This window comes from Paraburkholderia sp. (assembly GCF_004298475.1).
In the GTDB taxonomy this organism is placed as follows: Bacteria; Pseudomonadota; Gammaproteobacteria; order Burkholderiales; family Burkholderiaceae; genus Paraburkholderia; species Paraburkholderia denitrificans.
Genome location: NZ_SCRP01000035.1, coordinates 65,625 through 92,007, shown reverse-complemented (window position 1 = coordinate 92,007; position 26,383 = coordinate 65,625). Strand labels below are relative to the sequence as shown.

Genomic DNA, 26,383 nt, shown 5'->3' with positions numbered 1-26,383 from the left:
TTCCCGGCAATTCTCGTTAGGCCGGCGGGTAGCGGTGGCTTTTCTGGGCCCTTTTTACAGGGAAACGGTGATTATACCGTTGAGTTGACCGCGCTTTCCGCCCTGCGGGGTTTGGTCTGCAAGGCAAGCGTTCGGGAGAGCGCGACGGCGCACGCACGGGCAGTCCGACAGACACCGCCGGTGCCGCCGGTGCATCGGCAACGGAGCAACGGCGGCGCGCTCAGTGCTTGCCGGGCGGCGGCGGCTCGGTCACGAAGCCGATGCGCGCAATCCCAGCCTGCTGCGCCGCACCCATGACCTGTGCGATCACCTCGTAGCGCGTCTCGCGCGCGGCGCGCAACTGCAGATCGGGCTGGGCATCCTCAGCCGCCTTGCCTGCGGCCGTGAAACGCGCCCGCATCTCGTCGAGCGAGACCGGCTGGCCGTTCCAGTAGATCTTGCCGGCGGCGTCGATGGACAGCGTGACGGTTTGCGGCGTCTGCCGCGTGGAGTCGGCGGCAACCTGCGGCAGATCGAGCCGGATCGCGTGCGTGAAGAGCGGCGCGGTGATGATGAAGATAACGAGCAGCACGAGCATGACGTCGATGAGCGGCGTCATGTTGATTTCGGCCATCGGCGCCGAGCCGTGCTTCTTGTCGAGTCCGCCGAATGCCATCGAATGCTCCTTTGCGCGAGCGCTACGTCAGTCGGAGTCCGATTCGAGCGCTGTTTGCCGTCGCGGTGCCGCCCCGGCAGGCTGGCACACGTAGGCGTGCAGATCGTGCGCGAAGCCGTCGAGATCGTCGCCGAGCTGGCGCGCGAGCCGCCCGAGCACGTTATAGGCGAGCACGGCGGGAATCGCGACGACGAGGCCGAAGGCCGTCATGATGAGCGCCTCGCCGACGGGGCCCGCGACGTTCTCGATCATCGCCTGCCCGCTCGCCGCAATGCTGCCGAGCGCGTGATAGATGCCCCACACGGTGCCGAGCAGGCCAACGAAGGGCGCCGTGCTGCCCACCGAAGCGAGCAGCACCTGGCCGAATTCGAGCCGCCGCTGCGACGCCTGAAGCGCGCCGCGCAGCGCGCGCAGCACCCGCTCGCTGCGATCGACGCGGGCAAGCAGCGCGCCGGACGTATCGGCCTCGGCCGCCGCCAGCGCGGCTTCGGCCAACGGCAGGAACACGCGTTCGCGGTCATCGCTTCGCATGAGCGCGACGCCCTCCGCGAGCGTGCGCGCCTGCCAGAACCGCGCGACCGCCCGCGGCCCCTGCCGCTTCGCCCGCACGAGCATCCAGCTCTTGACGATCAGGAAGCACCAGCTCGCGATCGACATCGCAAGTAACACCCACGCCACGGCATGCGTGACGGCGTCGCTCGTCTGCAGATAGTGAATGACTCCGGTACCCGCTGCCATCGGACCTCGCTACCCGGAAAGGCGGCCTGTCAGGCTGGGAACCCGCCAGGAAACTGGCCAGGGAACCGACCGGCGCCGGGGCCGCGCTTTGGCCAGTCAGGAACGCGCGGCTCAGCGCAGGCCGAGCACGTCCTGCATATCGTACAGCCCGTGCGCCTTGTCTTCGAGAAAGCGCGCAGCGCGCACGCTGCCCTGCGCATACGACAGGCGGCTCGACGACTTGTGCGTGATCTCGATGCGCTCGCCGATGCCCGCAAACAGCACCGTGTGGTCACCGACGATATCGCCGCCGCGAATTGCCGAAAACCCGATCGTCGACGGATCGCGCTCGCCGGTCACGCCGTGGCGCCCGTAGACGGCGCAGTCGTCCAGACTGCGGCCGAGCGCGTGCGCGACCGCCTCACCCATCGCGAGCGCCGTGCCCGAAGGCGCGTCGACCTTATGGCGATGGTGCGCCTCGATGACCTCGATGTCGTAGCCGGTCGCGAAGAAGCGCGCCGCGTACTCCAGCAGCTTGAGCGTGACGTTGACGCCCACGCTCATGTTCGCTGCAAATACGATGCCGATTTTTTCTGCGGCGGCGGCGAGCTGCGCTTTCTGCCCGGCATCGAAACCGGTCGTACCGATCACCATCTTGACGTTGTGGCGCTGGGCCGCCGCGAGGTGCACAAGCGTGCCCTCGGGGCGCGTGAAGTCGATCAGGCAGTCGCTCGCGGCGAACACGGCGTCGATGTCGTCCGTGACGCGCACGCCGGAGTCCTTGCCGAGGAAGGCACCCGCGTCCTGGCCGACGGCCGCCGAGCCCTGACGCTCCAGCGCGCCCGACAGCGTGACCTCGGGTGAATTGAGGACGGTTTCGATGAGCATCCGGCCCATGCGGCCCGACGCCCCGGCGATTGCGATTTTCATGCGGACTCCGGCAACGTTGGCGCAGCACCTTCAATTAAACCAGCGCTGCGAAAAAAACACGGCGGCCCGAAGCCGCCGGCTAGACGCGAAGCGCAACTCGTTCCAGCCGGTGCGCTTCGCCCTGTAGTGCTTACGGACAGCCCGATCAGCCGCCCGTTCCCGCCGCACCCGACGCAGGCACAGCAGGCGGCGCCGTAAGCGGCGCGCTCTGCGCCGGCGGCAGCGCGTTCGGCTCGCCGGTGCCCTGCGCGCCGGCGGTCGGGCCAACCGGATTCACCGGCTCGACACCCTGGACTTGCGGCGCGGGCTGACGGCGGAACTGAACCTGCGACGGCATCGTGCCGACGTTCGGCGGCAGCGCCGACGACGTCGGCGTATTCGCGCGCACCGACGGCGTCAACCCGGACGGCGTCTGCACCGCTTCGGTCGCGCGGTTCGCGGCGGCGGCGGCCTGAGCATTGGCATTGGCATTGGCGTCGGCCGGCAGCGCGGCCGTGGCGGCGCCGAGGTCGGACGACGGCGTGCGCGCGGTGTCGGGGACGGTCGGATTGACCGCTGCGGCGGCCGCTTCCGAAGCCGCCGCTGCTGCGGCGGCGGCCGAAACCGGAGCCGGTGCGGCAGCTCTCTTCTTCTTGCCGCCGCGGTCGCCGTCGATTTCGGCGAGCAGTTCGAGGTTGGACGGCAAATCGTCGCCGCCCGACCAGCTTGCGACGCGATCACCTTCAAACTTCACGACGAAGTCACGCTGCTGCACGACCGAGGTCGAGCCGCGCTTGAAATAGAAGATGTAGTCCCAGCGGTCGTTGTGGAACATGTCGGTCAGGAGCGGCGTGCCGAGCAGCTTGATCACGTCGGCGCGCGACATGCCGACGCGCATCTCAGCCGCGGCTTCCCTGGACACGAAGTTGCCCTGGACGATGGTGATGCGGTACGGCGTGATGCGCTGTGCGACGCGCTGGGTCAGGCTGTCGTACGTGGAGCAGCCGGCCAGCGCCGAAAGCGCCGCTGCGGCCAGCAGGGTGCACGCGAGAGCACTCGAAAGACGGCCGCTCCGGCCGGTCGTTTTGGATTCTGGAATCATTTCCCTCACCGTGCGGGCTTGTCGCGAAGCCGCGCTTGTTCTACGAAGATCTGTGTCGAAGATGACCGGAACAGCAAACCGCATTAACATAAGAGCCTGGTATTGTACTCCAGGGATTAATAGTCATGACCAATCCAGCCGATCTCAAGAATATCGGGCTCAAGGCGACGCTGCCTCGACTCAAGATCCTGGAGATTTTTCAGCACAGCACGGTGCGCCACTTGACCGCAGAGGATGTCTATCGACACCTGCTGACCGAGGAGCTCGACATCGGCCTTGCCACCGTCTACCGCGTGCTCACGCAGTTCGAGCAGGCCGGGTTGCTCACGCGCAGCAACTTCGAATCGGGCAAGGCGGTATTCGAGCTGAACGAGGGTAACCACCACGATCACCTGGTCTGTCTCGACTGCGGACGCGTCGAGGAATTCTTCGATCCCGAAATCGAAAAGCGCCAGCAGACGATCGCCGGCGACCGGGGCTTCAAGCTGCAGGAGCACGCACTCGCGCTCTACGGCGTGTGCACGAAGGAGAACTGCCAGTACCGCAAGCACTGATTCAAACGCTGCGCGGTAGAGTAAAACGCAAACGCCACGGCCTTCGGGCCGTGGCGTTTTGCTTTGGACGTGCAGAACGTGCGCCCCGAAAAAAACCGCCCCCGAAGGGACGGTTTTTCGTACTACGAGGTGCGAGGCAGTGCCCGTCGTCCGGAACAGCGCGCGCTTACTTCGCGTTTGCGAGCGCAACCGTCGTGTCCAGCATGCGGTTCGAGAAGCCCCACTCGTTGTCGTACCAGCTCGACACCTTCACGAGACGGCCCGAAACCTTGGTCAGCGTGGCGTCGAACGTCGACGAAGCCGGGTTGTGGTTGAAGTCGATCGAAACCAGCGGCGCCGTGTTGTAGCCGAGGATGCCCTTGAGCGCGCCTTCCGAGGCTTCCTTCATGATCGCGTTGACTTCTTCCACCGTCGTGTCGCGCTTCGCGATGAACGACAGGTCGACAACCGACACGTTGATGGTCGGAACGCGCATCGCGTAGCCGTCCAGCTTGCCGTTCAGTTCCGGCAGCACGAGGCCGACCGCAGCGGCAGCGCCCGTCTTCGTCGGAATCTGGCTTTGCGTGGCCGAGCGCGCGCGGCGCAGGTCTTCGTGGTAGACGTCCGTCAGGACCTGGTCGTTCGTGTACGCGTGGATCGTCGTCATCAGACCGGTTTCGAGGCCGATCTTGTCGTTCAGCGGCTTGACGAGCGGTGCGAGGCAGTTGGTCGTGCACGAAGCGTTCGAGATGACCGTGTGCTCGGCCTTCAGCACATTGTGGTTCACGCCGTAGACGACCGTCGCGTCGACGTCCTTGCCGCCCGGCGCCGAGATGATGACCTTCTTCGCGCCGCCCTTGAGGTGCGCGCTCGCCTTTTCCTTGCTCGTGAAGAAGCCCGTGCACTCCATCACGACATCGACGCCCAGTTCGCCCCACGGCAGTTCGGCCGGGTTGCGGTTGGCCAGCACACGGATACGGTCGCCGTTGACGACGAGGTAGTCGCCGTCCACCGAGACTTCGCCCGGGAACTTGCCGTGCGCCGTGTCGTATTGCGTCAGATGCGCGTTGGTTTTCGCGTCGCCGAGGTCGTTGATTGCGACGAACTGGATGTCGTGCTTCTTGCCACTCTCGTAGAACGCGCGAAGCGTATTACGGCCGATACGGCCATAGCCGTTGATAGCGACGCGAATAGTCATGGTTTATCTCCTGATGGCTGAAAAATTTCCGATCCCGGCGCCGCCTGCGCCCGTACCCGGGCGTTCCGTGCGGCGCACACAGCAGCGGGCCCGCGCGAACGCGGGCCCTTAAAGCATGCTCAGTAATCGAGCGCGGCCTTCGCCGTGGCAACCACGTGCTCGACCGTGAAACCAAAGTGCTTGAACAGTACACCGGCCGGAGCCGACTCGCCGAACGTGTCGATACCGACAACGCCGCCTTCCAGGCCGACGTACTTGCGCCAGAAGTCCGTCACGCCCGCTTCGATCGCGACGCAACGCACGCCCTTCGGCAGCACGTGCTCGCGATACTCGGCGTCCTGCTTGTCGAACACGTTGGTCGACGGCATCGAGACCACGCGGGCGCCGATGCCCTCGCGCTGCAGCGGCTCGACCGCCTTCAGCGCCAGTTCGACTTCCGAACCCGTCGCGATCAGGATGATCTTGCGGCCCGGGATGTCGTCGTTCCAGTCGCGCAGCACGTAGCCGCCGCGGGCGATGTTCTCGATCTGCGCGTCGGAGCGCTCGCTGTACGGCAGGTTCTGGCGGCTCAACACGAGGCACGACGGGCCATGATGCCCGATCGACTGGGTCCAGGCCACCGCGGTTTCGACCGTATCGGCGGGACGCCAGAGCGTCATGTTCGGGATCAGGCGCAGGCTCGCGACGTGTTCGATCGACTGGTGCGTCGGGCCGTCTTCGCCAAGGCCGATCGAGTCGTGCGTGAACACGAAGATCGACGGGCACTTCATCAGCGCGGCCACGCGCAGCGCATTGCGGCTGTAGTCCGAGAACGTGAGGAACGTGCCGCCGAACGCCTTGTAGCCGCCGTGCAGCGTGATGCCGTTGAGCGCGGCGCTCATGCCGAACTCACGCACGCCGTAGTTGACGTGATTGCCCCACTTGATCCCGCCCTCACCCGCGCGCACGGGCTTCGAGGCCTTCCAGTTGGTGAGGTTCGAGCCGGTCAGGTCGGCCGAGCCGCCAAGCAGCTCGGGCATGACGGCGGCGATCGCCTCGATCGCCTGCTGCGACGCCTTGCGGGTCGCAACGGTTTCCTGGCGCGCATCGGCGCCCGCGACGATCGCGGCGGCCTTCTGCGCCCAGTCGGCGGGCAGCTTGCCGGCCATGCGGCGCGCGAATTCCGCGGCTTCGACCGGGTACTTCGCCTCGTACTGCGCGAATGCGTCGTTCCACGCGCCTTCGAACTTCGCGCCGGCCGCCTTGGCGTCCCAGTCGGCATAGACTTCCTGCGGCAGCACGAACGGCTCCCACTTCCAGCCCGACGCCGCGCGCCACTTCGCGATTTCTTCCGCGCCGAGCGCCGCGCCGTGCACGTCGTGGCCGCCCTGCTTGGTGGGCGCGCCCTTGCCGATGATGGTCTTGCAGCAGATGAGCGTCGGCTTGTCCGAAGCCTTCGCCTTCGCGATGGCGGCGTCGACCGCGTCGACGTCGTGGCCGTCCACGTGCGCGATCACGTTCCAGCCGTACGCTTCGAAGCGCCTGGGCGTGTCGTCGTGGAACCAGTTCACGACGTCGCCGTCGATCGAGATGCCGTTGTCGTCGTAGAGCGCGATCAGCTTGTTCAGCCTGAGCGTGCCGGCGAGCGAGCAGGCTTCATGCGAGATGCCTTCCATCAGGCAGCCGTCGCCGAGGAACACGTACGTGTGGTGATCGACGATCTTCGCGTCGGCCTTGTTGAACTCGGCCGCGAGGAGCGCTTCGGCGAGCGCCATGCCGACCGCGTTCGCCAGACCCTGGCCGAGCGGGCCGGTGGTCGTTTCGACGCCCGGCGTGATGCCGTATTCGGGGTGGCCCGGCGTTTTCGAGTGCAGTTGACGGAAGTTCTTCAGCTCCCCGATCGGCAGGTCGTAGCCGGTCAGATGCAGCAGCGAGTACAGGAGCATCGAGCCATGGCCGTTCGACAGCACGAAACGGTCGCGGTCGCTCCAGTGCGGGTTCGACGGGTTGTGGCGCAGATGGCGCGACCACAGCGCGACGGCGATCTCCGCCATACCCATCGGCATACCGGGGTGGCCGGAATTCGCTTGCTGGACAGCGTCCATGGACAGCGCGCGGATCGCGTTGGCCATCAATTGGGTGGTAGCTGGGGAGGCTGAGGACGGGGTCGTCATGTCGAGTCCGGGGAACGAGTGCAAAAAGCGGCATGCGCGACGCTCGCGCACCGCAGCGCGGGGATCCGGAAGCTCGGCGGGATAGCTGCTCCGGCGCACGGTGCGGCGCCGGGAGACGCAAGAAGGCCAGAGCAAACGGAAGGGGCTGCAAAGCGAAATATTCTATCAGAACATGCGGGCTATCCCTGACACATGCGCGTCACAGAAGGGCATTTTCGGGATACCTGACGGGATACATGCGGGGATAACTGAAGAGCGCGCCGGGACCGCACGGCGGCGGTTCGATACGCGCCTGTCGAGCCGCCCACCGCCGGGTTTCGGCCCGTGCGCAAAGGAACCGACAGCGCGCGGATTTCGCCCGCAAAGCGCCGTTGCGCCTGCGCTTCGGGCACGCGCGCAGGCACACCGCACGCGTGCCGGGCGCATGCCGGGCGTGTGCCGGCTTCGGCGCGCGCGAACTGTGTGACACCGCAACGAACGACAGGCGCGTTTAGCCTCGTATAATGCGGCGTTGCCCATTTTTTAGACAGCGCGGCCGGTCAGGCCGGTCGCGCCCGCATCCGTGAACGTCCCGCTCCTCTTCCATCCCGCCGCCGACGCCCTGTACGGCTTCCCCGGCGCGCACCGCCTCGCCTGTGTGGATTCGGCCTGGCAGCGCATCGAGGTCTGGGATACGCCGCAACTCGGCTGCCTGTTCGCGCTGGACGGCCGCCCGATGACGTCCGCCGGCGACGAATTCGTCTACCACGAATGCATGACGCACCCGGCCGCGCTCACGCATCCGGCGCCGCGCACGGCGCTCGTGCTGGGCGGCGGCGATGGCGGCGCCGCGCGCCAGCTGCTTCGTCATCCTGACATCGCGCGCATCGTCGTGGCCGAACTCGACGCCGACGTCGTGCGGCTGACCGGCGACTACTTGCCGCAGGTGCGAGGCGGCGCATTCGACGATCCGCGCGTCGAACTGGTGATCGGCGACGCCGCGGCGTTCGTGAACCAGACGCAGGAACAGTTCGATCTCGTCGTATTCGATCTAACCCCGCCTGATTCGCCCGCCGCCGGCCTCTATACGACGACGTTCTACACGGCGCTCAAGCGCGTGATGACCGCCGACGCGCTGATCTCGCTTCATCTCGGCTCGCCCTATCACCATGCGGCGCGTATCGGCGCACTGCTCGACGGCCTGCGCGCCTCGTTCGCCGTGGTGCGCCCGCTCGCCGCTTACGTGCCGCTCTACGGCTCGCTCTGGCTCATGGCCGTCGCGAGCGACCGGCTCGACCCGGTTGCCATCGATACGGCCACGCTGTGCACGCGTCTTGAAGAACGCGCAATCGTTAGCCTGCGCTTTTACGATGCGAATCTGCACGCCGCGCTCTTCGCTACGCCGTGGACGGTTCGCGACAAACTAGGTCGATTCCTGGATCCATAGCGACCGCAGTTCTGCAAAATTATGTTCTGCGTGCCTTGAGCGCGCGTCCCTCGGGCACTGCAGTCACCCGTCCGAACCGCGAAATCTGGAGATACTCGATGCCCTCATCCCGCCCCGCAGGCGTGCCGTGGCTGACGCCCTATCTGACGGTGCGCGATGCACGCGCGGCGATGGTATTTTTCGAGTCGGCGTTCGGATTCGTCGTGCGCGATTGCGTGGAGGACGATGGCGCAGTCATGCACGTGGAGATGACCTACCACGACCAGTTGATTGTGATGTTTGCGCCGGAGGGCGCATTCGGCTCGACGGCGCACACGCCGAAGAGCGCGGGGGCAATCGCCCCACAGTCTTTTTATCTATATGTCGACGATGTCGACGCGGTTTATGCGCGGGCCCTCGAAGCCGGCGCGAAATCGCTGAGTGAGCCGCAGAACCAGTTCTGGGGAGACCGTTTCGCACAGGTCGAAGACCTCGACGGCTACCGCTGGGCGCTTGCTCGCCACCTGCACTGAAGCAATGAGAACCTGTCTTATGCCCCGTTTTTTCGTCGGCAGCCCGCTGCCGTCCGGCGATCTCGTCGTCCTGCCCGACGAAGTCACGCGACACGTCCAGGTGCTGCGTCTGCAGCCCGGCGACACGATCGTGCTCTTCAACGGCGAGGGCGGCGAATACAGCGCCGAAATCGTCGAGATGGAGCGCCGCGACACGAAGGTGCGCGTCGATTCGTTTCGCGACGTCGAAGCCGAGCCGCCGTACCGGCTCACGCTCGCCCAGGGCATCGCTGGCAGCGACAAGATGGACTGGCTGATCGAAAAAGCCGTGGAACTGGGCGCGACGAACTTCGTGCCGCTCACCACGTCGCGCAGCGTCGTGCGCCTCTCGGGCGAGCGCGCGCAGCGGCGCCAGCTGCACTGGAAGCGCATTGTTCAGTCGGCATGCGAACAATGCGGGCGGAACCGTCTGCCCGATGTCGCGCCGTCGCGCGAAATCGGCACCTGGCTCGGCGGCATGCCGAAAACAGCGGCTGAAGGCGAGCTGCGCGTGATCCTCTCGCCGCGTGCGAACGCGTCGTTCGCGTCGCTGCCGCACGATCCGCCCAGGGGCGAAGTGATCGTGCTGGTGGGGCCGGAAGGCGGATTTTCGTCGGCGGAGGAGGCGGCCGCGGAGAGCCACGGCTTCGTTCCGGTAGGGCTCGGGCCGCGCGTCCTGCGCACCGAAACGGCCGGTATCGCGGTTCTTGCGGCACTGGCCGCGCGCTGGGGCGGCTGGTAGAAACGACAAGGCCCGCCGTTTCCGCGTTGTCTCTTTAGCGGAAGGCGGGCCTGAGCGGAGCTTGCGCGCGAGCGGTGCGCAGCTTTCTGCGGAGTGCCGGGTGCCGACGACGGGCGTCAGGCGAATGAATAGAAGACGCGGAACGGCACCTTGCGCTCGCCCCAGTATTCGGAGGCTTCGCGAAACACGTCGAGCAGCGTCTCGCGCCCGTCCTTGTCGAACTTCTGCGCGATCGGCAGTCCGTCAAGGACGACCACGAAGCCCGGTTGCTCGCCTGCCTTCTGCACGAGATCGGTCAGGCAGTCGTACAGCCCGTCGTAGTTCTTGCCGAAATGCTTCGGAAACAGAAACGACGTGGCGATGGTTTCGAGCACTTCCTGCTTGCTCTTCGCGTTCGCGCAGTAGGCGTAGAGGAAATGCTGCTCGAGGCGCTGCGCCTCGTCGTGAAGATCCTGCACGCGAAACGCGCGGATCGACTGGACGATGTTCGGCCGGACCGTCGAGAACAGGTTCATGCCTTCCTCGTCTGCTGAAGACGCGCCGCCCTCGGCGGGCGCCGCTTGTCCTTGCGCCTGATCCTGCTGATCCTGCGTCTGTCCCTGCATTTGACCCTGTTCGTCGTGCTTCATCTGCATGACTCGCTGGAACAGGTTGCCTTCCCCGGCCGCGAACGGATCGCTCGCGACCCGCGGGTCGTGCGCGTAGATGTTCTCGCTCATTCCGCTCTTCCCGGTGTCATTCAACAATTCGCTTAAAACTGGCGTAATGGTCGTCGGAGTAGTAACAGTTGCCGGTCTGCCGCAACGGGCCGCCGCAGACGATGCGACGCGCGCCGCGATTGCGCGCGCGAGGCGTCGGTACGGTGTACTCATGGTAATAGCCGCGCCGGTGGTACGGCAGCATCCGCTCGAAGTTGCCGAACACGACACCGTCTTTGGCGAACGGATAAGGACCGCCCGCCGCGATGAGTCCGAGCGTATTGACCGCTTCGGACGGCAACTGGCTGACGGCAATCGTGCCGACGTCCGCAGCAACTTCTCCCGCAACGTCTGCGGAAGGCGTGCTTCGCGCCTGCGCGGGTACGAATCCGCCCGTCGCGAAGGTTGCCGCAACGACCAGCGCTGCGGCTGTCGCCACCCGGCGAATGCCGTCGAAACAATGGGTTAGCCCAGCGGATTTACCTGCAGCGTTGCGTTTCAGCTGGGGTTCCAGTTCAGATTCCCGGCTTTGCAGCCCCGTGCGCGCCATTTACGAGATTCCCGCTTGTCGGTTTCTGCGTTCGACGACCATCAAAATTGTAAGGGTATCGCTAAAGCACCCCGGAAGCAACGTTCGCCGGGGCGGGACGGTCGCTCGTTGACTGTGCACAAGGCAGAAATCAGTAGATTTTACAAAGGCCTGACCAGAGGCCGGGCGGAGCGGCGTAAGCGGCGCGCCTGTTTCGGGCACGCCGCTTTTACGGGGCGCGATTGCTCCGGCGGCGCCGGCTTCTCCAGCCGGCGCCGATGCTTAACGCGAGGCGTTCACATCCGCGACAACGAGCGCCGCCATGTTGACGATGCGGCGCACCGTCGCCGAAGCTGTCAGCACATGCACCGGCTTCGCCGCGCCAAGCAGAATCGGGCCAATCGCGATGTTGTTGCCCGCCGCCGTCTTGAGCAGGTTGTACGAGATGTTTGCCGCGTCGATGTTCGGCATGATCAGCAGATTCGCTTCGCCTTCGAGGGTCGAATCGGGCAGGATCTCGTGGCGCATGTGCGGGTCGAGCGCGACATCGCCGTGCATTTCGCCGTCCACCCGCAGATCGGGCGCACGCTCCTTCAGGATGTCGAGCAGATCGCGCATCTTCTGCGCCGAAGGCGCGAGGCTCGAACCGAAGTTCGAGTGCGAGCACAGTGCAATATTCGGCTCGATGCCGAAGCGGCGCACTTCCTCGGCGGCCATGATCGTGATCTCGGCGAGCTGGGCCGGTGTCGGGTCGATATTGACGTGCGTGTCCACGATGAAGATCTGGCGGTTCGGCAGCACGAGCCCGATCATCGCCGCGTAGACGCTGCAGCCCTCCTTCTTGCCGATCACCTGGTCGATGAAGTGCAGATGCCGATGCGTCGTGCTGATCGTGCCGCAGATCATGCCGTCGGCCTCGCCCCGCTTCACGAGCATCGAGCCGATCAGCGTGGTGCGGCGGCGCATTTCGAGTTTCGCCATTTGCGGCGTGATGCCCTTGCGGGCCATCAGCTTCGCGTAGCTCTGCCAGAAGTCGCGGTAGCGCTCGTCGTGGTCCGTGTTGACGACCGTGTAATCCTGGCCCGCGACCAGACGCAGGCCGTAGCGCGCGGCGCGCTGCTCGATCACCGCCGGGCGGCCAATCAGAATGGGCTTCGCAAGCTTTTCGTCGACGACGATCTGCACCGCGCGCAAGATGCGCTCTTCTTCGCCCTCCGCGAAGACGATGCGCTTTTTCTCCGGCTCGACCGACCGCGCGAGCTGGAAGATCGGCTTCATGGTCGTGCCGCTTTGATACACGAAATGCTGCAGGTGCTGTTCGTAGGCGTCCATGTCCTCGATCGGACGCGTCGCAACACCCGAGTCCATCGCCGCCTTCGCGACGGCCGGCGCGATCTTGACGATCAGGCGCGGATCGAAAGGCTTCGGAATCAGGTACTCGGAGCCGAACTGCAGGTCCTGAATGCCGTACGCCGTGGCGACGACGTCGCTCTGCTCCTGGCGCGCCAGGTCGGCAATCGCGTTCACCGCCGCGATTTCCATTTCCCGCGTCACCGTCGTTGCGCCCGCATCGAGCGCGCCGCGGAAGATGAACGGGAAGCACAGCACGTTGTTGACCTGGTTCGGATAGTCGGTGCGGCCGGTGGCGAGCACGGCGTCCGGGCGCACTTCGAGCGCGAGTTCAGGGAGGATTTCCGGCGTCGGGTTTGCGAGCGCGAGGATCAGCGGCTTCGCGGCCATCCCGGTGACCATCTCCGGCTTGAGCACGCCGCCCGCCGAAAGGCCGAGGAAAATGTCCGCGTCCGCCATGACTTCGGCGAGCGTGCGCGCGTTCGTCTCGCGCGCGAAGCGCTCCTTGACCGGGTCCATCAGTTCGGTGCGGCCCTTGTAGACCACGCCCGCCAGATCCGTGACGACGATGTTCTCCAGCGGCATGCCCAGATCGACGAGCAAGTCGAGACAGGCGAGCGCCGCAGCACCCGCGCCCGACGCGACGAGCTTCACTTCCTTGATGTTCTTGCCGACGACTTTCAGGCCGTTCGTGATGGCCGCGGCGACGACGATGGCGGTGCCGTGCTGGTCGTCGTGAAAGACCGGAATCTTCATGCGCTTGCGGCACTCGCGCTCGACGATGAAGCAGTCGGGCGCCTTGATGTCTTCGAGGTTGATGCCGCCGAAGGTGGGTTCGAGCGCAGCGATCACTTCGACGAGCTTGTGCGGGTCCGACTCGTTGAGTTCGATGTCGAACACGTCGATGCCCGCGAACTTCTTGAAGAGCACCGCCTTGCCTTCCATGACCGGCTTCGAGGCGAGCGGCCCGATGTTGCCGAGGCCGAGCACCGCCGTGCCGTTCGTCACGACGCCGACAAGGTTGCTTCGTGCGGTGAAGCGCGATGCGTTCAGCGGATCGTCGACGATCGCGTCGCACGCGAACGCCACGCCTGGCGAGTACGCAAGCGAGAGATCGCGCTGGTTGAGCATTTGTTTGGTTGGCGCGATCTCGATCTTTCCCGGAGTGGGAAACTCGTGATAATCGAGTGCGGCTTCGCGAAGCTTGGTCGTGGCGGAATTCGACATGACGGGCCTGAATGAAGTGCAGATTAGAATGGCGATTCGGACCCATTGTAGCGCCATTCTCCAGCGCGCCTGGTTGCCATTACGTACGATTCCGGCACAGGTGCCGCGACCGGAATCGCTGAAAAGCCGCAGCGGCACGAGCGCTCTGCGACAGCCCGCATGCCATTCGCCATAGTCCTTTCAATATGCTTTCAGAGTTCTCCCTGATCGACCGATTCTTCGCCCGGCGCGCGCGCGCGAACACGCGCCGCGCCGCGCTCGGCATTGGCGACGACTGCGCGCTGATCGCGCCGCCCGCCGGCGAAATGCTCGCCATTTCGACCGACATGCTCGTGGAGGGCCGCCACTTCCTGCCCGATGTCGATCCGCACGCGCTCGGCCACAAGGCGCTCGCGGTGAATCTCTCCGATCTCGCCGCGATGGGCGCCGCACCGCTCGGCTTCACCCTTGCATTTTCACTGCCGAAACCGCGCGAAGACTGGCTCACGGCGTTCAGCGCGGGCCTCTTCGAACTCGCCGACCGCTTCGGCTGCGAACTGATCGGCGGCGACACGACCGCAGGGCCGCTGAATCTTTGCATCACGGTGTTCGGCTCTGTGCCGCCAGGCGCCGCGCTCCGGCGCGATGCCGCGCAGCCCGGCGACGACATCTGGGTTTCCGGCACGCCAGGAGACGCGCGCGCGGGACTCGGCGTGCTGCGCGGCGAGTGGCAGGCCGATGCCGCCGACGCCGCCGTGTTCCGTCACGCGCTTGAGCGGCCCGAGCCGCGCATTGCGCTCGGCCTCGCGCTGCGCGGCGTGGCGCACGCGGCGCTCGACGTTTCGGACGGGCTCGCGGGCGACCTGCTGCACATCCTCGAGCGCTCGAACGCCTGCGCGCGCATCGATGTCGATGCGCTGCCGCGCTCGGCGGCGCTCGCGCGCCTGCCGCAAGCGGTGCAACGCCAGTGCGCGCTCGCGGGCGGCGACGACTACGAACTGTGCTTCACGGCGGCGCCGGGCGCGCGCAGCGCGGTCGAGGCAGCCGCGCAACATGCGGGCGTGCGCGCGACGCGCATCGGTACAATAACTGTCCTCGACCCGGCCGATCCGGCGCGCGCGAGGCCGGGCATCGCGTGGCACGACGGATCCGGTGCGCCGCTCAACCTCACGTTGCAAGGCTTCGATCACTTCCATGCAGACTGACCCCACGCCGACGCCCGCCGACAACCTGTCCGGGTCCGCGCTGCCGCCAGCCGCGCCGGACGACCGGGCTGCGGGCGCGATGGCAGCCGCCACGGCCGGCGCTGCGGCAGGCACGACCGCAGGCGCCGCTGCGGGCACCTCGGCGGGCACCGCAGCGTGCGCAACCGCCGCCGCGCGCCCGCGCCGCGCCGACGCGCAGTTCATGCTCACGCATCCGTTTCATATCATCTCGCTCGGCTTTGGCTCGGGCCTGTCGCGCATCGCGCCGGGCACGGCCGGCACGCTGTTCGCGTGGCTGTCGTTCGACGTGCTGAGCCGCTACCTGACGGTGATCGACTGGGGGCTCCTGATCGTCCTCGGCTACGTCGCCGGAATCGGGATCACCGGGTTCACGGCCCGCAAGATGCAGGTCGACGACCCGTCTGCGATCGTCTGGGACGAGATCGTCGCCTTCTGGCTCGTGATGCTGATGGTCACGCCCGTCGATTTCAACGGAAAACTCGCGGCTTTTCTCACCTTCCGCTTCTTCGACATGGTGAAGCCGCCGCCCATCCGCTACTTCGACCGCCGCTTCAAGGGCGGTTTCGGCATCATGTTCGACGACCTCGTCGCCGCGTTCTTCACGCTGCTCGTCATCGCGCTCTGGCGCATGTCGGTCTGAAACCCGCGCTCCGGCGCTCATCGGATAACGCACCATGGCTACCGATTCCGTCGTTCACCAACTCGCCATCCGCGTCGGCAACAAGCTGCGCGACGGGCGTCTGATGCTCGCCACCGCCGAATCGTGCACGGGCGGCATGGTCGCCACCGCGATCACCGACATCTCCGGCAGCAGCGGCTGGTTCGAACGCGGCTTCGTCACGTATTCGAACCTCGCGAAGAGCGAAATGATCGGCGTGCCCGCCGAGCTGATCGAGAAGCACGGCGCAGTCAGCGAGCCGGTCGCCCGCGCGATGGCCGAAGGCGCGCTGCGCAACAGCCGGGCACAGGTTTCGCTGTCGATCACGGGCGTGGCGGGGCCGGGCGGCGGCACGCCCGAGAAGCCGGTCGGCATGGTGTCGTTCGGCTGGAGCAACCGGCTGCATACGAGCGTGGAGACGCTCGTCTTCAAGGGTGACCGCGAACAGATCCGCGCGCAGGCTGCCGCGCATGCGCTGCGCGGGCTGCTCGCGCTGCTCGACGAAAAGGAACGCTAACCCGGCGTGCGGCATGCCGGGACACGGAAGGAGACCGCCACCATGGCTACCGTGAACACCGCAGTCGACGACCTGATCCGCCGCTTCGGGCTCGAACCGCATCCCGAAGGCGGCTACTACAGCGAAACCTACCGTGCGGACAAGCTCGTGCGCCGCGACGGCGCGCCCGCGAGCGAGGGCACGCGCACGGCCTCGACCGCGATCTACTTTCTGCTGACGGACGGCGCCTATTCGGCGTGGCACCGCATCCGCTCCGACGAGCTCTGGCACTTCTACGCGGGCGCGCCGCTCGAAATCCACTCGATCGACGAGCGCGGCGTGCTCTCCACGCGCAAGCTCGGCCACGCGCTCGATCATCCGGGCACGGTGTTTCAGGCCGTCGTGCCCGCGGGCCACTGGTTCGCGGCGCGCTGCTGCGATCCGTCGACTTTTGCGCTGGTGGGCTGCACAGTCGCGCCGGGCTTCGAGTTCAGCGAATTCGAAATCGCCGATGCCGCGGCGCTCGCGCAGAAGTTTCCGCTGCATCGCGCCATCATCGAATTGCTGGGCAAGCCTGCTGCTGCGGCGCGCAAGGGATGAGCGCGCCGCGGTTTTGACGGGCGGGTTTTAGCGGACCGGGTTTAGCGGACCGGGTTTGACGGGCGCGGCCCACGGCGCCGTGCAGGCGCCGCGAGCCGGTATGTTCAGCGGAATGCGTTGATGCGGTCGCGCGTGTCCTTCGCGGCCGTTGCAGCCGCCTGCGCGTAGTCGTCACCCTTGCTCGCATAGAGAATCGCGCGCGACGAGTTGATCAGCATGCCCGTGCCCGCTGCGGTGCGGCCCGCGCGCACGGTTGCTTCGACGTCGCCGCCCTGCGCGCCGATGCCCGGAATCAGCAGGGGCATGTCGCCAACGATCCCGCGCACCACTTCGATTTCCTTCGGAAACGTTGCGCCGACCACGAGACCGAGCTGGCCGCTCGCGTTCCACTTCTGCGCCGCCAGCGCCGCCACGACCTGGTAGAGCGGCTTGCCGTCGGTCGTCAGGAACTGCAGGTCCGAGCCGCCCGGGTTCGAGGTGCGGCACAGCACGATCACGCCCTTGCCCGCGTGCGCGAGATACGGCTCGATCGAATCGAAACCCATGTACGGGTTCACCGTCACGGCGTCCGCCGCATAGCGCTCGAACGCCTCGCGCGCGTACTGCCCGGCCGTGCTGCCGATGTCGCCGCGCTTCGCGTCGAGAATCACCGGCAAGCCGGGATGCTTCTCGTGGATGTGCGCGATCAGCGCTTCGAGCTGGTCTTCCGCGCGGTGCGCGGCGAAGTACGCGATTTGCGGCTTGAACGAGCACGCGTAAGCCGCCGTCGCATCGACGATGTCGCGGCAGAACGTGAAGATCGCATCGCTGCGTCCGGCGAGCGCGGCGGGAAACTTCGTCGGCTCGGGGTCGAGGCCGACGCACAGCAGCGAGCCGGTGCGCTTCCAGGCGGCGTCGAGGGTCTGGGTGAAAGCGGTCATGTTGAGTAACTCGAGGCGAGCCGTTGATTCGAAACGGCGCGTATTTTACCCGGCCTTGGGTTCGGTGACATGAGACGGGCCGCCTGCTGCCCGGCACGCGAAACGCCCGGTCGATTCGGGCCCGCGTGCCGCGCAGCAGGCGGCGGATCAAGCGTGAATCAAGCGCGGATCAGTGCGCCTCCTGCCGTGCGCGGCCCGCCTTGCCGCCGCGCGACGCACCCGTGCGGCGGTGCGCTGCCGCGCCATGCGGCCTGGCCGCCGCGCGCGCGTCCAGGCGCTCGACCGTGAAGCTGAACTGCCGCACGAGCCGCTCGCCGCGCGCGAGCACGGTCATGCCGTGCGCGTCGCCGCCGCCCGAAAGATTGACCGCGTTGATCGGATGGTCGACGGGCTCGAAGCAGAAGAAGTCCTCGCCCTGCGGCGTATAGAGCACGTAGTAATCGGTGTTCGCGGAAATCGACAGCGACAGCCGCCGCCGCTCCCACACCACGGCGGCACGTCCGCTCCAGCCGCTGAACGCGTGATTGACGAGCGTATCCGGCAGCGGATAGGCCACGCCGAATTGCCACGCGGGCGGCGCCGGGACATGCCGCACCGGCAGCCAGTCCTCGCCCGATAGCCACAGGCCGCTCGCAGGCGCGGAAAGCTCGGTGCTCGCATCGCGTGCGAGAAACGGGTGCACGCCGAGTCCGAACGGCATCGCATCGCGCCCGGTGTTCTCGACTTCGAGCGTCATCGCCAGCGTGGTGCCGTCCAGCGCGTAGGTAATCGCCGCACGATACGCGTACGGCTTGCCGTTGCTGCGGTCGAGCACGAGCCTCACGCACTCGCGCTCCGACTGCTCGACCTGCCACGGCACGAGCCAGCCGTCGCCGTGGATCGGCAGCGGCTCGCCTGCACGGTTGCACGGCACTTCGATATTGCGCCCGCCAAAGTGAAAGCGCCCCGCCCCGATGCGATTCGAAAACGGCACGAGCGGGTAGCAGGCGAGTTCATTCGGATCCATGCGCGCGCTGACGTGATCGCAGCGCCGGAAAACCGGCTCCAGCACGCCTTCGCTGCGACAGTCGAAACGGGTGATGCCGCCGCCCAGTTGCGGCGCGACGTCGAGCCTTAAATACGCGTTTGCCAGCGTCACGCAGGACACATCGTCCGTGCCGGCCGCGCCGATGGCGACGGCCGACGTGCTGGGCCCGGGCAGAACCGGATGGGTAGCGGCTTCGAGCCGCGCCCGGCGCGCGGCGGCCGGCGCGCCGGCCGGACGAACAGTTTGACGCAAGGCGGAATTCGCGACGCTCATAAGATGCTCCTCGAGAGGCATGAAAGGTGCCGCCTACGAAGGCGGTGCACACGCAGCCTGCCGGAGCGCCAGGTCCTCGCTCGGTGGCCGCTTCTTGTGTTCGCGTTTCTTTGCTGGCACTGCCGACTGCGGATTACCGATCGACTACGATCAACTGCGATCGACTGCAACTGTTGCCGTACGGCAACGACTGCCCCGCTACCTTTCAAGGTGGCCGGGTTCTGTGGCGCCCCGGCTTCGTATGAAGAACCCACTTAAACAGCGCGCCCGAACGGCGCCCGCCGCCCATTCAACCGCCCCGCCGTGCGCCCAGAAAAACCGGCTCGGCAAGGCCAGCGTGGCCTGAGTGCGCGACGAACACGCCGCCGGCGTGGATGTCGCGTGAGAGTGCTTCGGCATCGAACTCATCGCGCGCGCTCGTCACATAGAGCGTGTCGAGACGCGCACCGCCGAGCGTAACGCAGCTTGGCTGAGCCGTGGGAATCTTTACACGCGTGCTTTCGGTGCCGTCTGCGCGGTAGCGCACCACGCACGCGCCGCCCCACTGCGCGTTCCAGAGGCCGCCATCGGCATCGACCGTCGAGCCGTCCGGGACGCCTGCCTCCTTCGATAGATCGACAAACGGCCGGTCGTTAGCGATGCTGCCATCGGCGCCGTAGTCGCACGCGCGGATCGAGCGCATCGGCGTGTCGCAGTAGTACATCGTCGCGCCGTCCGGACTGAACGCAATGCTGTTCGGAATCGCGGGCGCGGGCAGCGGCAGGCGTTCAAGCGTCAGATCCCGATTGAGCCGGTAGAAGCCGCCGACCGGTTTCCTCGGCCGTACATCGTCCATCGTGCCGAACACGAAGCGGCCCTGCCGGTCGCAGCGGCCATCGTTCACGCGCGTCGTCTTGCCCGGCTCGACATCGACGACAAGATCGAGCTGGCCCGTCACGAGATCGAAGAACGCGAGCCGCCTGGCAAGACCGAGCAGCAGCGTGTTCTCGTCCTCGCACAGCGCGAAGCAGCCAAGACGCTCCGGCATGTCCCACGTTTGATGCGAGCCGTCGCGCGGGTCGTAGCGCGACAGCCGCCTGCCCACGATGTCGGTCCAGTAGAAGCGGCCCGTGCGCGCGCACCACGTCGCGCATTCGCCGAGCGTGTCGAGCGCGTCGATCAGCAGCGTGGCCGATGCGTTGGCCGATGCGTTGGCCGATGGGTGCGTCATACCCAGCCTCCGTCCACGACGATGTCCTGCGCCGTGATCATGCGGCTGTCGTCGGCCGCGAGGAAAAGCGCCGCGCGCGCGAGATCGGCGGGCAGCAGTTCGGCGTCGATGCACTGGCCGCGCCTGATCAGCTCGCGGCCTTCGTCGGTGAGCCACAAACGGCGCTGCTTGTCGGTCATCACCCAGCCCGGCACGAGCGTGTTCACGCGGATGCCGTACGGCCCGAGTTCCTTCGCGAGCCCGCGCGTGAGCCCCTGCACCGCCGACTTGCTCATCGCGTAGACCGGAAACTCGCTGTTCTTGAGCATCCAGCTAATCGAGCCGAGATTGATGATCGCCCCCGCGCGGGCCGCTTTCATGTCCTCGACCACGGCCTGCGCCGCGAACAACTGATGGCGCACGTTCACCGCAATGCCGTCGTCGAACGATCTGGGCGTGATGTCCGCAAGCGCCTCGCGACGGTCGTTCGCCGCATTGTTCACGAGCACCTGGATCGGGCCGAGCGCCGCCTTCATGCTCGCGACGGCGTGACGCAACGCGCCGATATCGGTGAGATCGCAGGTCACGAAGTGCGGCTTGTGGCGCGCGGCTCGATTCTGGCTTTGGTCCCGGCTTTGATCCTCGCTTTGCCCCTGGCCCGCAAGCGCATCGGCGAGCGCGACGCCCGCGCTCGCATCGATGTCGAGAAAGCCCACGCGCGCGCCCTGCGCGACGAAGTGTTCGACGAACGCCGCGCCGATGCCGGTCGCGCCGCCCGTAATCAGCACGACACGGTCGACCAGGCTCGGATAGCGCGCGCCGGGTTCGTGCGTGTCCCGTGCGACGGAGTTCGCTTCTTGCATCATCGTCCGGCCTCCTGATAGGTTAATCGCCTGGGGTCAGTCACGAGCGCCGCGATTCTTCAACTGATCGAGCAGCACCGCCGCGAGCAGAATCGCGCCGCGTACGAGGTACTGGTAGAACGCGTCGATGTTGAGCAGATTCATCACGTTCTCGACCGTACCCATGATGAGCACGCCGATCACCACGCCCGAGATCGTCGCGCGGCCGCCGAGCAGCGAGACGCCGCCCAGAACGCACGCGGAAATCACGTTCAGTTCGAAGCCTTCGGCGGCGTTCGGCTGGCCCGAGGTGATGCGCGACGCGAGAATCACGCCTGCGAGCGCGGTCACCGCGCCCTGGATCAGGAAGATCCACACGCGCGTGCGCTCGACATGAATACCGGCGAGACGCGACGCCTCCGGATTGCCGCCGATGGCGAGCGTATTGCGCCCGTACACGGTGCGGTTGAGCATCACGCCGAACACGATGAAGCAGAGGAGCGTGACCCAGATCGGCAGCGACACGCCGAAAAACGCCATCGTGCCGAGCGCGATGAACGTATCCGACGACACGCCGACCGCCTGCCCGTGCGAGACGATGAAGCCGAGGCCGCGCACGATTTCCATCGTGGCGAGCGTCGTGATCAGCGCGTTGATGCGCAAATAAGCGATCACCGCGCCGTTCACGAAACCGATGGCCGCGCCCGCCGCCACGGCCGCAATGATCGCGATGAACGTATTGTTCGTGGCGTTGAGCACCATCGCGCACAGCACACCCGCGAACGCGATGATCGAGCCGACGGAAAGGTCGAAGTCGCGCGACGCGAGACAGAACATCATCGTGCAGGCGACCATGCCGATCTGCGAAATCGACAGCGCGAGGCCGAGCATGTTCTCAATCGAGAAGAAGTGATCGACCGTGAGCGACATCGTGATGAACATGATCGCGAAGATCACGATCAGGCTGTACTCGGTGATCTGCTGCCACCACTTCTGCTTGTCGCTGGCACTCGGGATCAGCGCATCGGCGGCGGATTGCGCGACGCTCTTGGCCGCATCGGCCGCATCGGCCGCCAGGTTTTCTCTTGCTTGCATTTCAGTCACTCCTCCCCGTCCATTCATGCGGCACGTGCCTGCGTGCGCTGCGGCAACGCCAGATCGAGCACTGCGTGTTCGCTCGCCGCGCTGCGCGGCAACTCGCCCGAAATACGGCCTTCGCGCATCACGACGATGCGATCCGACACGCCGAGCACCTCGGGCAACTCCGACGACACCATCACGATCGCGCAACCGCGCGCGGCAAGCTGATAGATCACGTTGTAGATCTCGTGCTTCGCGCCGACGTCGATGCCGCGCGTCGGCTCGTCGAGGATCACGACCTTCAGATCGGGCTCCGCGAGCCAGCGAGACAGGATCACCTTTTGCTGGTTGCCGCCGGAAAGAAAGCGGATTTTCTGGCGGCGGTTCGGCGTCTTGATCTTCAGGAGCTTGATGAAGCGGTCCGCCGTCGCGGCTTCCTTCGTGAGATCGAGGAACATGCCCGCGCGCAGGAAGTGGCGGCGGCAACTGATGTTGATGTTCTCCGCGACCGATGCGAGCGCAACGATGCCCTGCTCCTTGCGGTCTTCGGGGCACAGCACGATGCCCTGGCGGATCGCGTCGGCGGCGCTCTTCACGCGCACGGTCTTGCCGTCGAGCACGATTTCGCCCGCGCGGCGCCTGTGCGTGCCGTAGACAAGCTGCATCAGTTCGCTGCGCCCGGCGCCGACGAGCCCGAAAAAGCCGACGATCTCCCCGGCCTTCACTTCGAAGCTCGCGGGCCCGGCAAGCGGATGCCCGGCGACGCCGCGCACCGCGAGCCGCACGCCGCCATGCTCGCGCGGCGTGTAGTTGTAGATGTCGCTGATCTCGCGCCCGACCATTTCCGCGACGATCGTCTCGCGCTTCAGGCCTTCGAGCGTCTCGTGCGACGCCACCTTGCGGCCATCGCGGAAGATCGTGCAGGCGTCGCACAGCTCGTAGATCTCGTCCATGCGGTGCGAGATGTAGATGAGCGCGCGGTGATCGGCGCGCAACTCGCGCACGAGCTTGAACAGCACCTCGGTTTCGCGGTGCGACAGCGAACTCGTGGGCTCGTCGAGTGCGATCACGCGTGCGTTGCGCAAGAGCGCCTTGCAGATTTCCACCATCTGGCGCTGCGCGATGGAGAGCTTGCGCAGCTTCGCGGCCGGATCGAGATCGACGCCCATTGCGGCGAGGCGCTCGCCCACGAACTTGCGCGCCTCGCGCCGCTTCACCCAGCCGAGCGCATTGGGCAGCGCGCCGAGCAGCAGGTTTTCCGCGACGGTGAGATCCGGCACGTACTGCAGCTCCTGGTGAATCACGGCAACGCCCGCGCCGATCGACGCCGCGGAATGGGCGAAATGCACTTCCTGGCCGTCCATCAGGATGCGGCCGGAATCCGGCTGATATTCGCCGCCGAGAATCTTGAGCAGCGTCGACTTGCCCGCGCCGTTCTCGCCCACGAGGCCGTGCACCTGGCCTTGATTGACGTCGAGCGACACGCCGTCGAGTGCGCGCACGCCCGGAAACACCTTGCCGATATTCTCAAAACGCAGTGTCGCTGACACTTCGGTTTCCTCTCGTTCGAAACGCCCGCTTTATTGGTGATGCACGACCGGTGCGACAGATAAAACGCGCACCGGTCATGGGCAGCGGGAAACGCTCAATGCACTTGCCGTTCAGGCCTTGTTTTCCGGCCATCGGTTCATGGCGATTACTTCGACGCGAGACCCATCTGCTCGCGCACCTGGTTCACGTTGTCGCGCGTGGCCAGCATGCCGCTCGTGAGCGTGAGCTTCGGCGGCGCCTTGCCTTGCGTGATCCACGCGTACATCAGATCCGAGGTCTCTTCGCCGTGACGCTTCGGGCTGATGATCACGGTGCCGAAGAAGCCGGTCGGCTGGGGCTTCTTGAACTCGTTGAGCGCCGAATCCGCGCCGCCGATGCCGATGCCGATCATGTTGTCGGTTTTGAAGCCGCGGCCTTCCGCTGCGCGCACCGCGCCCAGCACGGCTTCGTCGTTCAGGCCGTATGCGACCCAGTGCTTGAACTGCGGGTTCTTCGTGAGCGCGATGTTCGCGGCGTTGAAGGCGTTTTCCGTGTCGGTCTTCGCCTGGGGCGCGGCAATCACGTTCGCCTTCGGAAAGCCCGCGGCGAGGAGCACGTCGGTCGCGCCGCTCGTGCGGTCGTGCGCGGTCGGCAACTGCTCGTACGTCACGTCGATTGCGCCGACGTCCTTCATGTCCCAGCCGCGCTTCCTGATTTCGGCGACGATGCCGTCGCCCACCTGCTTGCCGATGTTGTAGGCCGAGATGCCCATATGCGGCACGGCCTCGATCGGCTTGCCCGAACCGTCGACGAGGCGGTCGTCGACGGTCATCATCTTGAGTTTGTCGGCCTTCGCCTTGGCGACGATGCCCGGCCCGAGCTTCACGTCAGGCGTGCAGATGATGAAGCCCTGGGCTTTTTGCGCGGCGAGGTTGTCGATTGCGCTCATGACCTTCTCGCCCGACGGCGCGCCGATCTTCACCAGCGTGAAGCCTTTTGCCTTCGCGGCCATTTCGGCGAATTTCCATTCGTCCTGGAACCACGGTTCTTCAGGCTGCTTCACGAGAAAGCCGATCTTCACCTGGTCGGCCGCCTGTGCGAGCGGGGCCGCGCCCAGCGCCGCGCCCACGGCAACCGCGGTGGCCATCAGCGTCAGAAAGATGCGTCGTTGCATGATGTCAGTCTCCAGTCTTTATCGTTCACGGGAAGGGTCGGCCGCTTCTTTTCTTCTCCCCGCCGTCGCGCGCGGCCAGCGCTTCGGCGGATTCCTGCGGATTCGGTCGATCGTCATTCGATCAATCGTGGTAGAGCGCCGTGCGCCCTCCGTCGATGGTGATACAGCTCGCGTTGATGAAAGGCGCCTCGTCCGACGCGAGGAACACCGCCGTCATCGCCACTTCCTCCGGGCGGCCGATGCGCTTCATCGGCGAAAGGGCGAGCGTTTCCTTGCGCGCGGCCTGCGGGTCGGGCTGTGCGTCCCACCAGTCGCGCGTCAATTGCGTCTCGATGTAGCCGGGCGCGATGGCATTCACGCGCACGTTCTTCAGCGCGTATTCGATGCCGAGCGCGCGTGTGAGGCCCAGCACGCCGTGCTTCGCAACCGGATACGGAAAGCAGCCCGGGATGATCTGGAATGCGTGCGTCGAGGCGATGTTCACGATGCTGCCCGCGCCGCGCGCGACCATGCCCGGCAGCACCGCGCGGCAACCGTTCCAGACGCCGTCGAGATCGACGGCGAAGCAGCGGCGCCAGTCGGCGTCGGTCATCGTGAGCGGATCGGCGAACACGTTGATGCCCGCGTTGTTCACGAGCACGTCGATCGGGCCGAACGCGCGCTCGGCTGCGTCCACCGCCGCACGCACCGAGTCGGGCTGCGTCACGTCGGTTTCGTGCGCAAGCACTTGCACCGCGTCGCCGTGCTGCCGCGCGATTTCGCGTGCGGTCGCCCGCGCGGTTTCGCCATCGAGTTCGGCGAGCACGACCGCCGCGCCCTCGGCAGCGAACGCGTGCGCAATCGCCGCGCCGATGCCGCGCCCGGCGCCGGTCACGAAAGCGACTTTGCCCGAGAGACGGTTCACGCCTGCGCTCCTTTAGCGGCACCCTGCGCGGCCTGCTCGGCCTGCCAGCCCGCAATGAACGCCTGCGCATTCGCGCGTGTCGCGGCCACGTCCTGGCCGGGCCGGTACAGTGCGGAGCCGAGGCCGAAGCCGCTCGCACCCGCCGCGAGTTGCGGCCCCATGTTGTCGGGCTTCACGCCGCCGACCGGCAACAGCGGCACGGCATGCGGAATCACCGCGCGCCAGGCCTTCGTCACCGCGGGGCCGAGCTGCTCGGCGGGGAACATCTTGAGCGCGTCCGCGCCGTGCTTCAGGGCGGCAAACGCCTCGGTCGGCGTGGCGACGCCCGGCACGCACGCCAGACCCTGCAGCTTCGCCGCCAGCACGACTTCGACATCGGCGTGCGGCATCACGATCAGTTGACCGCCCGCAGCCTTCACGTCGCGCACGCGCCCGGGCGTGAGCACCGTGCCTGCGCCAATCAGCGCGTCGCCGGGCAATGCCGCGCGCAGGGCCGCGATGCTGTCGAGCGGATCGGGCGAATTGAGCGGCACTTCGATAATCCGGAAGCCCGCCTCGTAGAGCGCACGGCCATGATCGGCGGCTTCGGCGGGCTGGATGCCGCGCATGATCGCGATCATCCGGCACGCGCCGAATGCCGCGACGAAGCCCGCATGCGGCGTGTAGGGAGCGGGCAGGTTCAACTCGGTTTCCATGTCGTGGTCCTGTATTTCGCT

General features: G+C 66.4%; 25 protein-coding genes and 1 pseudogene. 8 read left to right on the top strand and 18 right to left on the bottom strand.

Features of this window, described 5'->3' with window-relative positions:
• Positions 1-220: 220 nt before the first annotated feature.
• The 4 genes from EPN59_RS18995 to bamE form a co-directional block, all read right to left on the bottom strand.
• Entirely contained in the window at positions 221-655 is a 435-nt protein-coding gene (locus EPN59_RS18995; protein WP_293038395.1) for a biopolymer transporter ExbD, read from the bottom strand.
• A 27-nt stretch (positions 656-682) separates the two neighbouring features.
• A complete protein-coding gene (locus EPN59_RS18990; protein WP_293038392.1) occupies positions 683-1,393 on the bottom strand; it encodes a MotA/TolQ/ExbB proton channel family protein in 711 nt (236 codons plus the stop codon).
• Positions 1,394-1,504: 111 nt separating this feature from the next.
• Positions 1,505-2,302 (bottom strand): 4-hydroxy-tetrahydrodipicolinate reductase, encoded by a 798-nt coding sequence (gene dapB / locus EPN59_RS18985; RefSeq protein ID WP_293038390.1) that lies wholly within the window; start codon positions 2,300-2,302, stop codon positions 1,505-1,507.
• 145 nt (positions 2,303-2,447) lie between these two features.
• Positions 2,448-3,383: an outer membrane protein assembly factor BamE gene (gene bamE / locus EPN59_RS18980; protein ID WP_293038387.1), complete on the bottom strand. Its 936-nt coding sequence runs from the start codon at positions 3,381-3,383 to the stop codon at positions 2,448-2,450.
• A 125-nt stretch (positions 3,384-3,508) separates the two neighbouring features.
• Here bamE and fur point away from each other — a divergent pair, with 125 nt between their 5' ends.
• Positions 3,509-3,937 (top strand): ferric iron uptake transcriptional regulator, encoded by a 429-nt coding sequence (gene fur, locus EPN59_RS18975; protein WP_293038384.1) that lies wholly within the window; start codon positions 3,509-3,511, stop codon positions 3,935-3,937.
• A 166-nt stretch (positions 3,938-4,103) separates the two neighbouring features.
• On the opposite strand, the gene gap is transcribed toward fur, so the two are convergent.
• Both gap and tkt read right to left on the bottom strand, forming a co-directional pair.
• On the bottom strand, positions 4,104-5,114 hold the full coding sequence (gene gap / locus EPN59_RS18970) for a type I glyceraldehyde-3-phosphate dehydrogenase (protein ID WP_293038381.1): 1,011 nt from the start codon (positions 5,112-5,114) through the stop codon (positions 4,104-4,106).
• Positions 5,115-5,233: 119 nt separating this feature from the next.
• A complete protein-coding gene (tkt, locus tag EPN59_RS18965) occupies positions 5,234-7,267 on the bottom strand; it encodes a transketolase (protein WP_293038378.1) in 2,034 nt (677 codons plus the stop codon).
• 562 nt (positions 7,268-7,829) lie between these two features.
• Here tkt and speE point away from each other — a divergent pair.
• From speE to EPN59_RS18950, 3 genes are all read left to right on the top strand, one after another.
• Positions 7,830-8,693 carry a polyamine aminopropyltransferase gene (gene speE, locus EPN59_RS18960; protein ID WP_293038375.1) on the top strand — a complete coding sequence of 288 codons (864 nt, stop codon included), beginning with the start codon at positions 7,830-7,832 and terminating at the stop codon, positions 8,691-8,693.
• Between the two features lie 98 nt (positions 8,694-8,791).
• Positions 8,792-9,205, top strand: coding sequence for a VOC family protein (locus EPN59_RS18955; RefSeq protein WP_293038372.1), 414 nt, complete (start codon positions 8,792-8,794; stop codon positions 9,203-9,205).
• Between the two features lie 19 nt (positions 9,206-9,224).
• A complete protein-coding gene (locus EPN59_RS18950) occupies positions 9,225-9,965 on the top strand; it encodes a 16S rRNA (uracil(1498)-N(3))-methyltransferase (RefSeq protein ID WP_293038370.1) in 741 nt (246 codons plus the stop codon).
• A gap of 116 nt (positions 9,966-10,081) precedes the next feature.
• Here the strand turns inward: EPN59_RS18950 and EPN59_RS18945 are convergent, their stop codons facing one another.
• From EPN59_RS18945 to EPN59_RS18935, 3 genes and pseudogenes are all read right to left on the bottom strand, one after another.
• Positions 10,082-10,684: a barstar family protein gene (locus tag EPN59_RS18945; RefSeq protein WP_293038367.1), complete on the bottom strand. Its 603-nt coding sequence runs from the start codon at positions 10,682-10,684 to the stop codon at positions 10,082-10,084.
• A gap of 16 nt (positions 10,685-10,700) precedes the next feature.
• A pseudogene (locus tag EPN59_RS18940) lies at positions 10,701-10,970 on the bottom strand (ribonuclease); the annotation flags it as partial.
• Between the two features lie 504 nt (positions 10,971-11,474).
• On the bottom strand, positions 11,475-13,769 hold the full coding sequence (locus EPN59_RS18935) for an NADP-dependent malic enzyme (protein WP_293038364.1): 2,295 nt from the start codon (positions 13,767-13,769) through the stop codon (positions 11,475-11,477).
• Positions 13,770-13,954: 185 nt separating this feature from the next.
• Between EPN59_RS18935 and thiL the strand changes: the two genes are divergently transcribed.
• Genes thiL through EPN59_RS18915 form a run of 4 tightly spaced genes read left to right on the top strand, consistent with a single transcriptional unit; the run spans position 13,955 to position 16,728 of the window.
• Positions 13,955-14,953, top strand: coding sequence for a thiamine-phosphate kinase (gene thiL / locus EPN59_RS18930; protein WP_293046594.1), 999 nt, complete (start codon positions 13,955-13,957; stop codon positions 14,951-14,953).
• A complete protein-coding gene (locus EPN59_RS18925; protein ID WP_293042235.1) occupies positions 14,943-15,614 on the top strand; it encodes a phosphatidylglycerophosphatase A in 672 nt (223 codons plus the stop codon). Before thiL ends, EPN59_RS18925 begins: the two co-directional genes overlap by 11 nt.
• A gap of 34 nt (positions 15,615-15,648) precedes the next feature.
• Entirely contained in the window at positions 15,649-16,149 is a 501-nt protein-coding gene (locus EPN59_RS18920; RefSeq protein WP_293042232.1) for a CinA family protein, read from the top strand.
• A 42-nt stretch (positions 16,150-16,191) separates the two neighbouring features.
• The gene (locus tag EPN59_RS18915; protein ID WP_293042229.1) at positions 16,192-16,728 is read left to right on the top strand and encodes a cupin domain-containing protein; all 537 of its coding nucleotides are present in this window, start codon (positions 16,192-16,194) and stop codon (positions 16,726-16,728) included.
• 104 nt (positions 16,729-16,832) lie between these two features.
• Here the strand turns inward: EPN59_RS18915 and pyrF are convergent, their stop codons facing one another.
• The 9 genes from pyrF to EPN59_RS18870 form a co-directional block, all read right to left on the bottom strand.
• Positions 16,833-17,648 (bottom strand): orotidine-5'-phosphate decarboxylase, encoded by an 816-nt coding sequence (gene pyrF, locus EPN59_RS18910; protein WP_293046591.1) that lies wholly within the window; start codon positions 17,646-17,648, stop codon positions 16,833-16,835.
• 169 nt (positions 17,649-17,817) lie between these two features.
• The gene (locus tag EPN59_RS18905) at positions 17,818-18,948 is read right to left on the bottom strand and encodes an aldose 1-epimerase (RefSeq protein WP_293042474.1); all 1,131 of its coding nucleotides are present in this window, start codon (positions 18,946-18,948) and stop codon (positions 17,818-17,820) included.
• 289 nt (positions 18,949-19,237) lie between these two features.
• A complete protein-coding gene (locus EPN59_RS18900; protein WP_293042471.1) occupies positions 19,238-20,158 on the bottom strand; it encodes an SMP-30/gluconolactonase/LRE family protein in 921 nt (306 codons plus the stop codon).
• A complete protein-coding gene (locus tag EPN59_RS18895) occupies positions 20,155-21,003 on the bottom strand; it encodes an SDR family oxidoreductase (RefSeq protein ID WP_293042468.1) in 849 nt (282 codons plus the stop codon). Before EPN59_RS18895 ends, EPN59_RS18900 begins: the two co-directional genes overlap by 4 nt.
• A 33-nt stretch (positions 21,004-21,036) precedes the next feature.
• Positions 21,037-22,074 carry an L-arabinose ABC transporter permease AraH gene (gene araH / locus EPN59_RS18890; RefSeq protein WP_293042466.1) on the bottom strand — a complete coding sequence of 346 codons (1,038 nt, stop codon included), beginning with the start codon at positions 22,072-22,074 and terminating at the stop codon, positions 21,037-21,039.
• 23 nt (positions 22,075-22,097) lie between these two features.
• Positions 22,098-23,609: an L-arabinose ABC transporter ATP-binding protein AraG gene (araG, locus tag EPN59_RS18885; RefSeq protein WP_293042464.1), complete on the bottom strand. Its 1,512-nt coding sequence runs from the start codon at positions 23,607-23,609 to the stop codon at positions 22,098-22,100.
• 146 nt (positions 23,610-23,755) lie between these two features.
• Positions 23,756-24,763 carry an arabinose ABC transporter substrate-binding protein gene (locus tag EPN59_RS18880; RefSeq protein WP_293042462.1) on the bottom strand — a complete coding sequence of 336 codons (1,008 nt, stop codon included), beginning with the start codon at positions 24,761-24,763 and terminating at the stop codon, positions 23,756-23,758.
• A gap of 121 nt (positions 24,764-24,884) precedes the next feature.
• A complete protein-coding gene (locus EPN59_RS18875; RefSeq protein WP_293042460.1) occupies positions 24,885-25,667 on the bottom strand; it encodes an SDR family oxidoreductase in 783 nt (260 codons plus the stop codon).
• Positions 25,664-26,362 (bottom strand): 2-dehydro-3-deoxy-6-phosphogalactonate aldolase, encoded by a 699-nt coding sequence (locus EPN59_RS18870; protein ID WP_293042458.1) that lies wholly within the window; start codon positions 26,360-26,362, stop codon positions 25,664-25,666. Before EPN59_RS18870 ends, EPN59_RS18875 begins: the two co-directional genes overlap by 4 nt.
• Between the last annotated feature and the right edge of the window lie 21 nt (positions 26,363-26,383).

Coding starts and splice junctions, on each gene's coding strand:
- EPN59_RS18995 (WP_293038395.1), bottom strand. CDS start 655: ATGGCATTCGGCGGACTCGACAAGAAGCACGGCTCGGCGCCGATGGCC.
- EPN59_RS18990 (WP_293038392.1), bottom strand. CDS start 1,393: ATGGCAGCGGGTACCGGAGTCATTCACTATCTGCAGACGAGCGACGCC.
- dapB (WP_293038390.1), bottom strand. CDS start 2,302: ATGAAAATCGCAATCGCCGGGGCGTCGGGCCGCATGGGCCGGATGCTC.
- bamE (WP_293038387.1), bottom strand. CDS start 3,383: ATGATTCCAGAATCCAAAACGACCGGCCGGAGCGGCCGTCTTTCGAGT.
- fur (WP_293038384.1), top strand. CDS start 3,509: ATGACCAATCCAGCCGATCTCAAGAATATCGGGCTCAAGGCGACGCTG.
- gap (WP_293038381.1), bottom strand. CDS start 5,114: ATGACTATTCGCGTCGCTATCAACGGCTATGGCCGTATCGGCCGTAAT.
- tkt (WP_293038378.1), bottom strand. CDS start 7,267: ATGACGACCCCGTCCTCAGCCTCCCCAGCTACCACCCAATTGATGGCC.
- EPN59_RS18955 (WP_293038372.1), top strand. CDS start 8,792: ATGCCCTCATCCCGCCCCGCAGGCGTGCCGTGGCTGACGCCCTATCTG.
- EPN59_RS18950 (WP_293038370.1), top strand. CDS start 9,225: ATGCCCCGTTTTTTCGTCGGCAGCCCGCTGCCGTCCGGCGATCTCGTC.
- EPN59_RS18945 (WP_293038367.1), bottom strand. CDS start 10,684: ATGAGCGAGAACATCTACGCGCACGACCCGCGGGTCGCGAGCGATCCG.
- EPN59_RS18935 (WP_293038364.1), bottom strand. CDS start 13,769: ATGTCGAATTCCGCCACGACCAAGCTTCGCGAAGCCGCACTCGATTAT.
- thiL (WP_293046594.1), top strand. CDS start 13,955: ATGCTTTCAGAGTTCTCCCTGATCGACCGATTCTTCGCCCGGCGCGCG.
- EPN59_RS18925 (WP_293042235.1), top strand. CDS start 14,943: ATGCAGACTGACCCCACGCCGACGCCCGCCGACAACCTGTCCGGGTCC.
- EPN59_RS18920 (WP_293042232.1), top strand. CDS start 15,649: ATGGCTACCGATTCCGTCGTTCACCAACTCGCCATCCGCGTCGGCAAC.
- EPN59_RS18915 (WP_293042229.1), top strand. CDS start 16,192: ATGGCTACCGTGAACACCGCAGTCGACGACCTGATCCGCCGCTTCGGG.
- pyrF (WP_293046591.1), bottom strand. CDS start 17,648: ATGACCGCTTTCACCCAGACCCTCGACGCCGCCTGGAAGCGCACCGGC.
- EPN59_RS18905 (WP_293042474.1), bottom strand. CDS start 18,948: ATGAGCGTCGCGAATTCCGCCTTGCGTCAAACTGTTCGTCCGGCCGGC.
- EPN59_RS18900 (WP_293042471.1), bottom strand. CDS start 20,158: ATGACGCACCCATCGGCCAACGCATCGGCCAACGCATCGGCCACGCTG.
- EPN59_RS18895 (WP_293042468.1), bottom strand. CDS start 21,003: ATGATGCAAGAAGCGAACTCCGTCGCACGGGACACGCACGAACCCGGC.
- araH (WP_293042466.1), bottom strand. CDS start 22,074: ATGCAAGCAAGAGAAAACCTGGCGGCCGATGCGGCCGATGCGGCCAAG.
- EPN59_RS18880 (WP_293042462.1), bottom strand. CDS start 24,763: ATGCAACGACGCATCTTTCTGACGCTGATGGCCACCGCGGTTGCCGTG.
- EPN59_RS18870 (WP_293042458.1), bottom strand. CDS start 26,362: ATGGAAACCGAGTTGAACCTGCCCGCTCCCTACACGCCGCATGCGGGC.